General features: G+C 67.6%; 16 protein-coding genes. 14 read left to right on the top strand and 2 right to left on the bottom strand.

What is annotated here, in order from left to right; all coding sequences use genetic code 11:
- Positions 1–5: 5 nt before the first annotated feature.
- The 9 genes from alr to groL all read left to right on the top strand — a co-directional run bounded on the left by alr (position 6) and on the right by groL (position 7,248).
- Positions 6–1,142 carry an alanine racemase gene (gene alr, locus CKJ82_RS04700; protein WP_095537228.1) on the top strand — a complete coding sequence of 379 codons (1,137 nt, stop codon included), beginning with the start codon at positions 6–8 and terminating at the stop codon, positions 1,140–1,142.
- Between the two features lie 20 nt (positions 1,143–1,162).
- Positions 1,163–1,672, top strand: coding sequence for a tRNA (adenosine(37)-N6)-threonylcarbamoyltransferase complex ATPase subunit type 1 TsaE (tsaE, locus tag CKJ82_RS04695; protein WP_240510684.1), 510 nt, complete (start codon positions 1,163–1,165; stop codon positions 1,670–1,672).
- Between the two features lie 10 nt (positions 1,673–1,682).
- Complete coding sequence (locus tag CKJ82_RS04690) at positions 1,683–2,216, top strand: hypothetical protein (RefSeq protein ID WP_095277808.1); 534 nt, start codon at positions 1,683–1,685, stop codon at positions 2,214–2,216.
- A complete protein-coding gene (tsaB, locus tag CKJ82_RS04685; protein WP_095537227.1) occupies positions 2,216–2,932 on the top strand; it encodes a tRNA (adenosine(37)-N6)-threonylcarbamoyltransferase complex dimerization subunit type 1 TsaB in 717 nt (238 codons plus the stop codon). The genes CKJ82_RS04690 and tsaB overlap by 1 nt, the downstream gene beginning before the upstream one ends.
- Positions 2,933–2,941: 9 nt before the next feature.
- Positions 2,942–3,454, top strand: a complete 513-nt coding sequence (gene rimI / locus CKJ82_RS04680; RefSeq protein ID WP_095537226.1) for a ribosomal protein S18-alanine N-acetyltransferase — start codon at positions 2,942–2,944, stop codon at positions 3,452–3,454.
- A complete protein-coding gene (gene tsaD, locus CKJ82_RS04675; protein WP_095537225.1) occupies positions 3,451–4,503 on the top strand; it encodes a tRNA (adenosine(37)-N6)-threonylcarbamoyltransferase complex transferase subunit TsaD in 1,053 nt (350 codons plus the stop codon). The genes rimI and tsaD overlap by 4 nt, the downstream gene beginning before the upstream one ends.
- A 126-nt stretch (positions 4,504–4,629) precedes the next feature.
- Positions 4,630–5,124 carry a hypothetical protein gene (locus CKJ82_RS04670; RefSeq protein WP_233125644.1) on the top strand — a complete coding sequence of 165 codons (495 nt, stop codon included), beginning with the start codon at positions 4,630–4,632 and terminating at the stop codon, positions 5,122–5,124.
- Between the two features lie 177 nt (positions 5,125–5,301).
- Entirely contained in the window at positions 5,302–5,601 is a 300-nt protein-coding gene (groES, locus tag CKJ82_RS04665; RefSeq protein ID WP_038588532.1) for a co-chaperone GroES, read from the top strand.
- A 21-nt stretch (positions 5,602–5,622) separates the two neighbouring features.
- Positions 5,623–7,248, top strand: a complete 1,626-nt coding sequence (gene groL / locus CKJ82_RS04660) for a chaperonin GroEL (protein WP_095537224.1) — start codon at positions 5,623–5,625, stop codon at positions 7,246–7,248.
- A 76-nt stretch (positions 7,249–7,324) separates the two neighbouring features.
- Here the strand turns inward: groL and CKJ82_RS04655 are convergent, their stop codons facing one another.
- Positions 7,325–7,642, bottom strand: coding sequence for a WhiB family transcriptional regulator (locus CKJ82_RS04655; RefSeq protein WP_095537223.1), 318 nt, complete (start codon positions 7,640–7,642; stop codon positions 7,325–7,327).
- A gap of 386 nt (positions 7,643–8,028) precedes the next feature.
- On the opposite strand from CKJ82_RS04655, the gene CKJ82_RS04650 reads away from it, so the two are divergent.
- Positions 8,029–8,616: a sigma-70 family RNA polymerase sigma factor gene (locus CKJ82_RS04650; RefSeq protein ID WP_095537222.1), complete on the top strand. Its 588-nt coding sequence runs from the start codon at positions 8,029–8,031 to the stop codon at positions 8,614–8,616.
- Positions 8,600–9,595, top strand: a complete 996-nt coding sequence (locus tag CKJ82_RS04645) for a hypothetical protein (protein ID WP_095537221.1) — start codon at positions 8,600–8,602, stop codon at positions 9,593–9,595. The genes CKJ82_RS04650 and CKJ82_RS04645 overlap by 17 nt, the downstream gene beginning before the upstream one ends.
- Positions 9,596–9,613: 18 nt before the next feature.
- On the opposite strand, the gene CKJ82_RS04640 is transcribed toward CKJ82_RS04645, so the two are convergent.
- Positions 9,614–9,985, bottom strand: a complete 372-nt coding sequence (locus tag CKJ82_RS04640) for a DUF5319 domain-containing protein (protein WP_205691377.1) — start codon at positions 9,983–9,985, stop codon at positions 9,614–9,616.
- A 124-nt stretch (positions 9,986–10,109) separates the two neighbouring features.
- Between CKJ82_RS04640 and guaB the strand changes: the two genes are divergently transcribed.
- The 3 genes from guaB to CKJ82_RS04625 are packed head-to-tail and all read left to right on the top strand — an operon-like array spanning position 10,110 to position 14,133.
- Positions 10,110–11,633, top strand: coding sequence for an IMP dehydrogenase (gene guaB, locus CKJ82_RS04635; RefSeq protein WP_095537220.1), 1,524 nt, complete (start codon positions 10,110–10,112; stop codon positions 11,631–11,633).
- Between the two features lie 20 nt (positions 11,634–11,653).
- The gene (locus tag CKJ82_RS04630) at positions 11,654–12,799 is read left to right on the top strand and encodes a GuaB3 family IMP dehydrogenase-related protein (protein WP_095277787.1); all 1,146 of its coding nucleotides are present in this window, start codon (positions 11,654–11,656) and stop codon (positions 12,797–12,799) included.
- Positions 12,800–12,840: 41 nt separating this feature from the next.
- Positions 12,841–14,133 carry a PAS domain-containing protein gene (locus CKJ82_RS04625; RefSeq protein ID WP_095537219.1) on the top strand — a complete coding sequence of 431 codons (1,293 nt, stop codon included), beginning with the start codon at positions 12,841–12,843 and terminating at the stop codon, positions 14,131–14,133.
- Positions 14,134–14,247 lie beyond the last annotated feature (114 nt).

Raw genomic sequence — 14,247 nt, 5'->3', positions numbered from 1 at the left:
CGTGCATGAGCCCAACACGTCCGCAACCCCTGGTCACCCGCATCGACCTTGATGCCATCGCGCACAACACTCGCGTCCTCGCAGCACAGGCGGGTCCCGCGCGCCTGATGTGCGTGGTGAAGGCGGACGCCTACAACCACGGCGTGCAGCGCTGCGTGCCGGTGATGGACCGCAACGGCGCGGATGCGTTCGGCGTCGCCACCTTCGCGGAGGCCCGCCAGGTCGCCCAGCTCACCGACAAGCCGGTCCTGGCCTGGCTGTGGACCCCGGGCGAGGAGATCCCCGCCGGCATCGAGGTCGGCGTCCCCTCGCTTGCGCACCTGGGCATGCTTCTCGACGCCCCCGCGACCCCCACCCCCACCCGCGTCCACCTCATCGTGGACACCGGCATGAACCGTTCCGGGCTGGACGAGGACGCGTGGCCCGAGGCCTTCGCACGGGCGGCGCGCGCCGAGGCGGAAGGGGCGATCCGCGTCGTCGGCCTGATGAGCCACCTGGCCTGCGCAGACGACCCGGGCAACCCGTTTACCGCGGAGCAGCTCGCCGCGTTCGCCCGCGCCCAGGCGCAGGCGCGGGCGGCGGGCCTGGCCCCGCGGGTCAACCACATCGCAAACTCGCCGGCCCTGTGGACCTGCCCGGAGGCGCACTGCGAGCAAGTACGCCCGGGGCTGAGCTTGTACGGCGATGAACCGGTGCCGGGCCAGACCCACGGGCTGCGGCCCGCGATGACGTGGGCGGCCCGCGTGGTGGCGGTCAAGCCGATCGCGCGCGGCGAGTCCGTGAGCTACGGCTTGACCTGGCAGGCGCCGGAGGACGGGTACACGGCGCTGGTCCCGGTGGGGTACGCGGACGGGGTGGGCCGCTCGTGGCAGGAGCAGTTCGGCGCCACCATCGGCGGGCAGTGGTATCCGCAGGTGGGCAGGGTGTGCATGGACCAGATCGTGCTGTGGCTCGGCGCGGCTGGCGCCACCGGCGCCAGCCCCGTGCGCCCGGGGGACGAGGCGGTGCTCTTCGGCGACGGCGGCGTGAGCGCGGACGAGCTGGCGGGCGCGGTGGGCACGATCAATTACGAGGTGCTGTGCGCGCCCAAGGGCAGGACGGTGCGGGAGTATGTTGGGGAGGGAAGAGAGGGGCGTCGATAAGCGAAAGGCGAGGGAGACACGTGCAACGAGTGTGCGAAACTGCGGCTGAGACGAAGGCGCTCGGCCGCGAGCTCGGCGCGAACCTGCGCGCGGGCGATGTGGTGATTCTGGACGGGCCGCTCGGCGCCGGGAAGACGACGCTGACGCAGGGCATTGCGGACGGACTCGGCGTGAAGGGGCGGGTGACCAGCCCGACGTTTGTGATTGCGCGGGAGCATCGGTCGCTGTCCGGCGGCCCCTCGCTGATTCACGTCGACGCGTACCGGCTGCTCGGTGAGGGCTCAAGCGGCGACCCGCTCGGCGAGCTTGACGCGCTGGACCTGGATACGGAGCTGGACCGGGCCGTGGTGGTCGCGGAGTGGGGCGGCGGGCTGATCGAACAGCTCGGGTCGCGCTACCTGCTGGTCACGCTGGACCGCGAGACGATGGTGCGCGAGGACCCCGACTCGGAGGGGCGCATTATTGGCTGGAAGTGGCGCGGCGGCGAGCCGGGTGAGGGGCAAACTGGCGATCCTGGTCAGTCAATGTAGGCTTTAGCCCATGCTGAAGCTCTCCAACACCAACCGCGGATGGGTTGCGCTGGCCTGCGCTTTGTGGGTCGTGCTGCTCGTCGCGATGATTTTCATCCCCATGTCCCGCTCGAATGCGCAGGCGGCCTCCGCGACGCCGACGAACTCGCTGCAGGACTCCATCGAGGAACTCAACCCTAGCGGCGACGCGCTCATGGGGCAGATGCTGGACCCGAGCCAGATTTACGACGCAGAGCAGTACATGGGCTTTACCACCCTGTGCCCGACTGAGCCGCCGGAGCTGCTGAACAGCAAGCTGGAGGCGCTGCACCTCTCCCAGGACGACCTGGAGATGAGCGCCGACGAGAATGCCAGCGATGACGAGAAGAACACCGCGTACGTCGCGCTGCTGAAGCAGGATGAAAACGCCGAGCCGGGTCTGGACAAGGTGGATCTGCGCTACGTGGACATCTGCCAGGCCCCGGCCACCACTGCGTACCCGCTGCAGACCCCGATCATCGTGGGCAAGCAGGGCGGCAAGTGGTTCATGATGCCGGCGCAGTAATGCTTGTACTCGCACTCGACACGGCAACCACAGACCTGGTCGCGGGCCTGGCGGAGGTCTCCGACCCCGCTGACCCCGCCAGCGCTACTTCCTGCGAGGTAATCGCGGAATCCGTGACCGCCACCCGCGCCCACAACGAGTTGCTCGTCCCCACGGTGACGCAGCTCCTTCAGGGCGCGGGTCGCGCGTTTGCGGATCTCGACGCCATCGTGGTGGGCTGCGGCCCCGGCCCGTTCACCGGCCTGCGCGTGGGGATGGCAACGGCGTCCGCGTTCGGCCAGGCCCTTGGCGTCCCCGTCCACGGCGTGGTCACGCACGACGCTGTCGCCGCTTTGCTGGACGCCCCCTCGGCCCTCGTGGTCACCGACGCCCGCAGGCGCGAGGTGTACTGGGCGCGTTACGACGCCGGCGCGCGCGTGGACGGCCCCGACGTGGTGGCCCCGGCGGCGTTGAAGTGCCCGCCGGCGGCGAGCTGCTCGGTCCCCGGGCAGCTCGCCGAGCAGCTCCCCGAACGACTCACAGCGCAGGCGGAGCGGGTGACCTACCAGGCGCCCACCACCGCCGGTCTTCTCGCCGCGGCCGACCTCACCGCGACTCCCGGCCCGCTGGTGCCGCACTACCTGCGCCGCCCGGACGCCGTCCCGCCGAAGGCGACCCCGAGGTCGCCCGCCCTGCCGGAGGTGGACCTCTCCCAGTTCCGCGCGCCGGGGAAGTAAGGGGAGCACGTGCAGTTTCGGGAACTGGTCCCGGCGGACGCCGTACGCGTGGCCGAGCTGGAGCAGGCCCTGTTTGCGGGCGATCAGCCGTGGACCGAGAAGATGCTGCTGGCGGAGTTTGCCCAGCGCCACACCTTCTACGTCGGCGCCTTCGATGACGGCGACACTGACGGTGGCGTGCTCATCGGCTACGCCGGCCTGGCCATGCTGGGCCCGCGCGAGGACCCCGAGTTTGAGATCCACACCATCGGCGTCGACCCGGCGCACCAGCGCCGCGGCGTCGGCCGAGCACTGATGGACCAGCTCCTGCACACCGCCGACCTGCTCGACGGGCCCGTGTTCCTCGAGGTGCGCACAGACAACGCCCCCGCGATTGCCATGTACGAGCGCTACGGCTTTGCCACCACCGGCGTGCGCAAGAACTATTACCAGGCGTCGGGCGCGGACGCGTACGCTATGATGCGCCCCTGCAGGACCGCGCGGGGAAGTCATACATCACCAGAAGGGGAGCAGGAAGCATGATCGTGCTGGGGATTGAATCGTCGTGCGATGAGACCGGCGTGGGCATCGTGGACCTGCACCCGGACGGGACGATGGAGGTCCTCGCGGACGCCGTCGCGTCCTCGATGGAGCAGCACTCGCGCTTCGGCGGCGTGGTGCCGGAGATCGCCTCGCGCGCCCATCTCGAGGCCATGCCGCAGGTCATGGAGGCCGCGCTGCGCGAGGCCGGCATTGCCAAACCCGACGCCGTCGCCGCGACCGTCGGCCCGGGCCTCGCCGGCGCGCTGCTGGTCGGCGCGTCCGCGGCGAAGGCGTACGCCGCCGCCTGGGGCGTGCCCTTTTACGGCGTGAACCACCTCGGCGGCCACGTCGCGGTGGCCAATCTGGAGGGCGAGTCCGAGCTGCCGCACTCCATCGCCCTGCTGGTTTCCGGCGGCCACACCCAGCTGCTCGAGGTCCAGGCCGTGGGCCGCCCGATGCGGGAGATGGGCTCGACGCTTGACGACGCCGCCGGCGAGGCCTACGACAAAGTCGCCCGCCTCCTCGGCCTCGGGTACCCGGGCGGACCCGTGGTGGACAAGCTGGCGGCGCAAGGCGACCCGAACGCCATCGCGTTCCCGCGCGGCCTGTTCAAAGCGCAGGACCTGCGCGGGGAGCACCGCTTCGACTTTTCCTTCTCCGGGCTGAAGACCGCGGTCGCCCGCTACGTGGAGGCCGCTGAGCGAGAGGGGCGCGTCATCAGCATGGAAGACGTGTGTGCCTCCTTCCAGGAGGCGGTGTGTGACGTGCTCACCGCCAAGGCTGTCATGGCCTGCGAGGACACCGGTGCGCGGACGCTGCTGCTCGGCGGCGGCGTGGCGGCCAACTCGCGGCTGCGCGGGCTCGCGCGCGAGCGCTGCGAGGCCCACGGCATCGAGCTACGGGTTCCGAGCTTCAAGCTGTGCACGGACAACGGCGTGATGATCGCTGCGCTGGCCGGCCAGCTCATCCACGAGGGCGCGCGGCCGTCCCCGCTGTCCACTGCCACCGACACGTCGCTCGAGGTGGAAACGCCGCTCGTCGGCGCGTGACCCCTGGCCCGGAGGAGCTTTCGCTCCTGCACAAACGCTGGGGAGTGACTATGTTGGTGGGCGAGAGTAGAGCCAAGAGTAGATCACTGCACCAGAGCAGCACTGCGCCAGGGAGGATTGCTGACCATGACTGATGCATCACACGCCACGGGCCACACGCCGGAGACCACGACGAATCCGGAGCAGGCGGACCGGGAGCGGTTCGGCTTCCTGGTGTCGCCGGACCTGAGCTACCGCCGCATCGTGTTTGATGAGGACACGGCGCGTGACTTCCTTGGCGGGATGCACGACGACTTTGTTGACGTCGCATTTGAGCAGGAAGGCAACCGCTTCCACGCGCTGTTCAACCCGGAGGCTCGCGCTCAGGGCGCGGAGCCGAACCCGGTGGCCTCTTTGGCGCGCAACACCGCGGCGACGAACAACCCGGCGTTTCTCACGGACCCGACCCGCGCGATCTGCGGACCGGTCATCTTTACCAACCGCGAGGGCAAGAGCGTGGAGGAGCGCACCATCGAGTCTGTGGATCAGGCGATCCGCGCGGTGCAGAACTACCGTGAGGACAATCCGGAGGAATACGAGCTCTGGCGCAACGCGGTACTGAACGCGGATCACGCGCAGTAGCGATTTCGGGGGGCCGTGTTGTTGTGACTTAGCACTCGTGTGGGTAGAGTGCTAACCAGGTTGTGTAGAGCACAGTTGTTTACCCGCGACGACGGCTGCGCATCGAGACAATCGAGACAACTGCAAAACCTGCAAGATTGCAACGCAACATCACGAAAGGTCACCAAGGTACCGATTATGGCAAACGTCAATATCAAGCCGCTGGAAGACAAGGTTCTCGTCCAGATCGCAGAGGCTGAAACCACCACCGCCTCCGGCCTGGTTATCCCGGACTCTGCCGCTGAGAAGCCGCAGGAAGCCGTCGTCATCGCTGTTGGTCCGGGTCGTCTGGACGACAACGGCAACCGCGTCGCCCCGGACGTCAAGGAGGGCGACACCGTCGTGTTCTCCAAGTACGGCGGCACCGAGCTGAAGTACAACGGCGAGGAGTACCTGCTGCTGTCTGCTCGCGACCTGCTCGCTGTCGTCGAAAAGTAAGCGAAGGGGGCTTAGCCACCAATGGCAAAACTTATCGCTTTTGAACAGGAGGCCCGCGAGGGCATCCAGCGCGGCGTGGACATCCTCGCCGACGCAGTCAAGGTCACCCTCGGCCCGCGCGGCCGCAACGTGGTCCTCTCCAAGTCCTGGGGCGGCCCGACCGTGACCAATGACGGCGTGACCATCGCGCGTGACATCGACCTCGAGGATCCGTTTGAGAACCTCGGCGCGCAGCTGGTCAAGTCCGTCGCCGTCAAGACCAACGACATCGCTGGTGACGGCACCACCACCGCGACCCTGCTCGCGCAGGCGCTCGTGTCCGAGGGGCTGCGCAACGTCGCCGCCGGTGCGAACCCGATCGAGCTGAACAAGGGCATCGCCGCCGCGGCGGAGAAGGTCGTCGAGGAGCTGCGCGAGCGTGCGACGCCGGTCTCGGCATCGTCGGAAATCGCGAACGTGGCCACGGTCTCCTCCCGCGACCCGGAGGTCGGCGAGATGGTCGCCGGCGCGATGGACAAGGTGGGCAAGGACGGTGTGCTCACCGTCGAGGAGTCCCAGTCCATCGACTCCTACGTGGACCTCACCGAGGGCATCTCCTTTGACAAGGGCTTCCTGTCGCCGTACTTCATGACGGATCCGGACGCCGGCCAGGCCGTGCTCGAGGACGCGCGCGTCCTGCTGGTCCGCAACAAGATCTCGTCGCTGCCGGACTTCCTGCCGCTGCTGGAGCAGATCGCGGAGTCTTCCGTGCCGCTGCTGATTATCGCGGAGGACGTCGAGGGCGAGCCGCTGCAGGCCCTCGTGGTCAACACGATGCGCAAGACCCTGAAGGTCGCCGCCGTCAAGGCGCCGTACTTCGGCGAGCGCCGCAAGGCGTTCATGGACGACCTGGCCGTGGTCACCCAGGCCACCGTCATCGACCCGGAGGTCGGCGTCAACCTCAAGGACGCCACCCTCGACCAGCTCGGCCGCGCGCGCCGCGTCACCGTGACCAAGGACGACACCGTGCTTGTCGACGGCGCGGGGACGGCCGAGGCCATCGAGGAGCGCCGCAACCAGATCCGTCGCGAGATCGAGTCCACCGATTCCACCTGGGATCGGGAGAAGGCGGAGGAGCGCCTGGCCAAGCTGTCCGGCGGCGTCGCTGTCATCCGCGTCGGCGCTGCCACCGAGACCGAGGTCAACGAGCGCAAGCTGCGCGTCGAGGACGCCATCAACGCCGCGCGCGCCGCGGTGCAGGAGGGCGTGATCGCCGGCGGCGGTTCCGCGCTCGTGCAGATTGCGAAGGAGCTCGAGTCCTACGCCGAGCAGTTCGCGGGCGAGCAGAAGGTCGGCGTGCTGGCCGTCGCCCGCGCGTTGCGCAAGCCGGCGTATTGGATTGCTGACAACGCGGGCCTGGACGGCTCCGTTGTCGTCTCCAAGATCGCCGAGATGAACAACGACGAGGGCTTCAACGCCGCCACGCTCGAGTACGGCAACCTCGTCGAGCAGGGCATCATCGACCCGGTGAAGGTGACTCACTCCGCAGTGGTCAACGCCACCTCCATCGCCCGCATGGTGCTCACCACGGAAGCGTCCGTGGTGACCAAGCCGGCCGAGGAGGACGAGGCCGCAGGTGCCGCTGGCCACGCAGGCCACGCGCACTAGCGGTAGATTCACCGCGCGCCGGTTGGACCGGCAAAATGCCCCGGGACTTAAAGTCCCGGGGCATTTTGTGTGGGCGCTACTTTGCGGAGGCCGCAGCAGGCACCTTCACGCTGCTGCCGTGCCCGCCGCGCAGGATCATCTGGCGCTCGGACTCGCTCATGCCGCCCCAGATGCCGTACGGCTCAGCGACGCGGAGCGCGTGCTCGCGACACTGCTCGAGGACGGGGCAGGTGTAGCAGATCGCCTTCGCGCGGTTCTCGCGCTGTGCGCGGGCGCGTCCGCGCTCTCCATCCGGGTGGTAGAACACCTCGGAAGCTTCGCCACGGCATGCGCTGTGGAGCTGCCAATCCCAGAAGTCTGCGTTCGGTCCGGGAAGCTGATGCGGCAGGGACATTATCGTAGAGGCTCCTTGTAGAGAATGTGCTGAAGAGAAAGCGTGTGAAGTTGTGCAGGCGGGCCGCGCGGGGCGTCACCGATTTCGAAGTGTCCACCGCCTTGGTAAACGATAGGTTTCCCATGGGTGTCCCACAGCTGTATTCGCGCAAGCAACGCCGAAAAAATGCGCTGTGAGCAGGGTGGATGATAAAGGTAAAGCGCTGGTGAACTTTAAGGGAACCTTGGAAGAGGTGCGGAAAATGCCGGGGAGGTGGCGTCGATAGGCGCTCTGCGTGCTTGTGTGCCTACTGGACCGCGGTGCAACATTATGGTCTGCGACCTATTACACTTCCTACGGTTACTTAAAACGGTGGACCTTAAGCCGGCGAGCGAGCAAGGAGCGAGATGACGACTCCCCACGATGAGGACGAGCTGCAGCGGCTCGTCCCCCTCGCCGCAAACGGGGACAAGCGAGCACTGCAGCGGGTGCTGGCCATCGTGCACCCGATGGTGCTGCGCTACACCCGCGCACGGATTGGCGGGCACCGCATGCCCACGGCGGAGGACGTCGCGCAGGAGATCTGCCTCGCGGTGGCCACCTCGATCCACCGCTACGTGGACCAGGGCAAGCCGTTTATGGCGTTCGTGTACGGCATCGCGTTTAACAAGGTCGCTGACGCGCACCGCGCGCTCTCGCGCGACAAGCTCACCCCCACCGAAGAGGTGCCGGATGCGGAGTTTCACGGCCTGACTCCGGAGGAGTTTGCGCTGGTGGGGGACGGGAGTAACAGAGCGCGCGCGTTGCTCGATGTACTCAATGACAAGGCGCGCGACATCGTCATCCTGAGGGTGTTCGTCGGCCTTTCCGCAGAGGAGACGGCGCAGGCTGTGGGCTCGACTGCGGGTGCGGTGCGAGTTGCCCAGTACCGTGCGCTGGCGACGCTGCGTAAAAAACTGGAGGAAGGGGAGTTGCACAATGACTCGGCGCGATGATGAGGCCACCGAGGAGTTCACCGCGGTAGCCGACGTAGACGCTTGGCTTGATGCGATCGCCGCAGGCGAGGACCCCTCCGGCGGCGAGGATGAGCTCGCGGCACTCTTCCTGGACTTGAAGGGCGAGGTGGATCGTCCCGCGTCGGAGCCGCTGCTTATCGACGCCACGTCGACCCCCTCCGACAACCCCGACGCCTCCGACGCCCCCGACGCTTCCGACGAGACCGGTACAGCAGGTTCCGTCATCACGTTCCGCAGCGCGTCCCGGAAGCCGCGCCGGTCGCGCCGTGGTGTGAGCCCGTGGGTCTCCGGCCTGGTCGGCGCTGCCGCGGCGACCGCCGTTGTCACCGGCAGCGGGGCGGCGCTCTACAACGCAACCCCTGGTTCGCCCCTCTGGGGCCCGGCGACCGCAGTCTTTGGTGACCGCACCGCGGCCGTCGAGCTGGCCGCCACGCTCGACGAGCTCGAGGCGGCCAACGACTCCGGCGACAAGGACGCGGCTTCCGCGCTGTTCGAGCAGGCCAGGGCGCTGCTTGCATCCATGGAGCCGCGGGCAAATCAGGGCCGGGACGGCGAAGAGGGCCGGGCCCCGATCACCACGATGCGTACCAAGGTCTCCACGGTGACGGTCACCCCGCCGCCTGCTGAGCCGCCGGCTTCCGCTCCGGAGCCGCAGACCGTGACGGAAACGGTGGTGCCCTCAGCCAGCCCGCAGCCGCCCCTGGAGCAGCCGGCGTCCAGCGCTGCCGCCCGACCGAGCGCTCAGCCGTCCAGCCAGTCCAGTGCCGTTCGCCCGAACCCACTACCTCAACCGAGCGCGGCTGCGCCAAGCCAGGGCGCAGAGTCCGGGAACGAGGAAAGCGCTGCGGACGGGGCGGTCGCGCCGTCGCAGGTGGATCAGGGTGCAGCCGGGGAAAGCGAGGGTGCCGGGTCGGGGGAGGACCACAGCGACGCGCTTGGTCAGGCGCAGAACTACTAGGAAGCGCCGGGCCCGAAGTTAGCGGGCCTCCAGGCCGTCGAGGAACCCCATGGCGTAGTCCCAGGTGACGTAAGCGTCGTAATCAATCTCCGCGCTCGGTTCGTGCACCGGCGGGAGCTGGTTGCGCAGGGTAGCCAGCATGTTGTGTTCCATGATGGCCCAGTCGTAGTAGTGCCATTGCTCGCAGTCGTCGCACATGAAATAGATGCCGCGGATGCCGCGGGGCTGCAGGCGGCGGATGCAGTCGCGAACGCACTGCAGGTCGCGCAGCACGTCGGCACGCTCCTGCGGGGAGAGGGGTTCCGGGAGCGCGTCATCCTCAATAAACGACGCCGGATCGTTCGGGTCATCCGCGAACGGGTCCTTGGGCATCATGTCATCTAAGTTCACACCACCAACCCTATGTGCTTTGCGGGCCCGTGCCAATTCCCCCGCCTTACGTGAAACGGCGCTGACGATATATCATGACGGAAAGTAAACGGTGTGACCCGCGCGGGAGAGGAGACGCAGCAATATGGCAAATGAACGAGTTCTCACAGGTGGCGACGACCCGAACAAGGTGGCGCTGCGGGGCCTGACTTTCGACGATGTGCTGCTCCTGCCGGCCGAGTCCCACATCGTGCCCGCCGAGGTGTCCACGACGTCCAAGTTCAGCCGCAACATCACCCTCGGCATGCCGATTGCGTCGGCGGCGATGGACACCGTCACCGAGTCGCGCATGGCCATCGCCATGGCCCGCCAGGGTGGCATTGGCGTGCTGCACCGCAACTTGAGCGCGCAGGACCAGGCGGAGAACGTCGACGTGGTCAAGCGCTCTGAGTCTGGCATGGTGACCAACCCGGTTACCGCGCGCCCGGACATGACCGTGAACGACGTGGACGCGCTGTGCGCCCGGTTCCGGATCTCCGGGCTGCCGGTCGTGGACGAGGGCGAGCGCCTCGTGGGCATCGTTACCAACCGTGACATGCGCTTCGAGCGCGACTTCCAGCGCAAGGTCGCCGAAATTATGACGCCGATGCCGTTGGTCGTGGCAGAAGAGGGCGTGACCAAGGAGAAGGCGCTCGAGCTGCTTTCCGCAAACAAGGTGGAGAAGCTGCCGATCGTGTCCAAGGACGGCAAGCTGGTCGGACTGATCACCGTGAAGGACTTTGTGAAGACGGAGCAGTACCCGAACGCGTCCAAGGACGCGAACGGCCGCCTGCTCGTCGCCGCCGGCATCGGCACCGGTGAGGACTCTTACGACCGCGCCGGTCTGCTGGCCGAGGCCGGCGTCGACGCCCTCGTGGTCGACTCCGCACACGCGCACAACAACCGCGTGCTGGAGATGGTCGCGCGCGTGCAGAAGGACTTCGGCGACCGCCTCGACGTCATCGGCGGCAACCTGGCCACCCGCTCCGCGGCGCAGGCGATGATCGACGCCGGCGCGGACGCCATCAAGGTGGGCATCGGCCCGGGCTCGATCTGCACCACCCGCGTTGTTGCCGGCGTCGGCGCGCCGCAGATCACCGCGATCATGGAGGCCTCCGTGCCGGCGCACAAGGCGGGCGTGCCGATCGTTGCAGACGGCGGCATGCAGTTCTCCGGCGACGTGGCCAAGGCCCTGGCCGCCGGCGCATCGACCGTCATGCTCGGCTCCATGCTCGCCGGTACCGCCGAGGCCCCGGGCGAGATCGTCGTGGTGGGCGGCAAGCAGTACAAGCGCTACCGCGGCATGGGCTCCATGGGCGCCATGCAGGGCCGCGGCCTGACGGGGGAGAAGCGTTCCTTCTCCAAGGACCGCTACTTCCAGGCCGATGTGACCAGCGAGGACAAGCTGGTGCCGGAGGGTGTTGAGGGGCGCGTGCCGTTCCGCGGCGAGCTCGACTCCATCACCCACCAGATCGTCGGCGGCCTGCGCGCAGCGATGGGCTACACCGGCTCCGCCTCGATCGAGGAGCTGCAGACCAAGCAGTTCGTTCAGATCACCACGGCTGGCCTGCGCGAATCCCACCCGCACGACATCACCCAGACCGTCGAGGCACCGAACTACCGCCACTAGGATCGAGTTGTAACAACACCATGCACGAATACGTGGAAATTGGCAGCGGCCGTGAGGCGCGCAAGGCCTACGACCTCCGCGATCTGTCCCTGGTCCCGGCGCGCCGCACGCGCTCGTCCAAGGACGTCGACACCACCTGGCATATCGACGCTTACACGTTCGACCTGCCACTGTGCTCGCACCCGACGGACGCGCTGGCCAGCCCAGAGTTTGTCATTGAGATGGGCAAGCAGGGCGGCCTGGGCATCCTCAACGCGGAGGGCCTGCTGGGCCGTCACGCGTCGTTCGCGGACTCCGTGGCCAAGGTCGTCGGCGCGGCGAGCACCGACTGGCACGAGATGGAGACCATGCTGCAGTCCCAGTCGCGCGGCACCGCCGTGCTGCAGGAGCTGCACCAGGCGAAGTTGGACATGGACCTGTTTGCGGAGCACATGGCGCGCGTGCGCGACTCGGGCGCGACCGTCGCGGTGCGCGTGAGCCCGCAGAACGCGCGCGAGCTGGCGCCGCACCTGATCAAGGCGGGCGCAGAGATCCTGTTTATCCAGGGCACCATCATCTCCGCCGAGCACGTGCAGCAGGGCGGCGAGCCGCTCAACCTGAAGGAGTTCATCGGCTCCCTCGACGTCCCGGTGATCGCCGGCGGCGTCTTTGATTACAGCACCGCGATGCACCTCATGCGCTCGGGCGCGGCCGGCGTGATCGTCGGCTCCGGCCAGTCGAACCAGAACATGGCGCTGGACGTCCCGCTGGCCACCGCGATCGCCGACGTGGCCGCGGCGCGCCGCGACTACCTGGATGAGACTGGTGGCCGCTACGTCCACGTCCTCGCTGACGCGGACGTGCGCACCTCTGGCCAGATTGCCGTTGCGCTCGCGCTGGGCGCGGACGCGGTCATGGTGGGCGAGCCGCTCGCTCGCGCCGCGGAGGCCTCCGGCGAGGGCATGTACTGGGAGTCGGTGCTGGGGCACCCGCGCTTCCCGCGTGGTGAGATGCGTCGGGTGGTTGCTGCCGAGGAGCGCCAGCCGCTGGAGATTGTGCTGCACGGACCGTCGCACGACCCGTACGGCACCATGAACCTGGTGGGTGGCCTGCGCAGGATCATGGCGAAGTGCGGTTACACGGACACCAAGTCGTTCCAGAAGGTGAATCTGACCGTCCGAAATTAATCGGATATTGCGCAGAAATACCTGATAGATTGAGACCCACTATGGCCTACGACGTGATTCTGGACCGGGATGTGACGGACGGCCCGCAGCACCTGGTCGAGGTGGATGACATCTTCTTCTCGGTCACGGATGCCAAGGGCATCATGACCGACGTGAACGAGGTGTTCATCTACTACGCCCAGTACCCGCTGGAAGAGATGATCGGCAAGCCGCACAACCTCATCCGCCAGGACGAGATGCCGGGCGGCGCGTTCAAGGCCATGTGGGACTGGATCCAGGCCGGCAAGCCGTTCGCCGCCTACGTGCGAAACTTGGCCAAGAGCGGTTCGGCGTACGACGTCTTGGCCACGGTCACCCCGCTGCCGGGGGACCGCTATCTGTCGGTGCGCACCCGGCCGATGACGCACTACTTCCAGGACGCCGCGAAGGTGTACCAGGAGGCGAACGTCGTTGAGCACAAGGCGAAGGCCGAGGGGGTCGGACGACGGAAGCGGGCCGAGCTCGGGTGGGAGCGGATCTGCGAGCTCATCCCGGACTACGACGCGTTCATGGCGGAGATCCTGCCCGCCGAGGTCGCCGCGCGCGAGGAGGCCGGCTTTGTCCTCCCCGAGGGCGAAGGTGAGGTGTACGAGGCCACCGCGGCGCTGTACGCGGAGCTGGAGAGTTTCATGGGCATCCAGACCTCCATCAAGCAGTCGGCCGAGGAGCTCTCGCGCGCCTGCCAGACCCTGTTGGAGGAAAACGCTGTGACCAACCGGGTCAAAGGCGAGATGGAAAACGTGGTGGCGGAGGGCGCCACCCGCACGCTGTTGCTCGCACCGCTGCAGGTGTGGGCCACCATGCGTGGGATTATTGATGAAAACGCGCAATCGCTCGCCGAGGTCGCCGAGGAACTCCAGGACCGCGCGGCGAAGGCCCGCACTGCGATCGCCCTGGCCCGCCTGCACGCCGCGCAGACGGCGACGTTCTCCGCGGAGGAGGACCGGATTGAGTCGATGCAGATGCTCTATGACGCCATGGAGGTCGCCCTCCGCGACATGGACAACGCGGTGTTCCTGCACTCCTCGCTGGCCAACCGCGTAGAGCTGAAGGTGAACTCCATCTCCGAGCTGACCAAGATGCCGCTGGAGATGATCCGCCGCTGGTCCCAGTCCACCGCGCAGCAGCCGGTGGGCCAGAACATCGACCCGCTGGTCGCGCAGGTGGAGCAGGCCATTCAGGCTGCCGACGCCTCCATCGCCCAGCTGCAGCTCTCCTCCAAGGACCTCGGCGAGGACCCCTCGGTCGACGGCGTGCACGACGCGCTTGAGCGCCTTCGCCGGGCCGTCTACTAGGCGCGCGCACGCACGGGCGCGCCGCTTCCTATGGAATTTTGCGCCAACGCCTACTAGTTTTTATGGAAGGCTCATGCGCCCCCTTCTCTGGCGCGTGTCGTGCTCTAGTCCGGC

Origin of the sequence: Corynebacterium gottingense (genome assembly GCF_002285125.1) — a bacterium.
GTDB lineage: Bacteria > Actinomycetota > Actinomycetes > Mycobacteriales > Mycobacteriaceae > Corynebacterium > Corynebacterium gottingense.
This window is presented reverse-complemented; position numbering and strand designations above follow the sequence as displayed.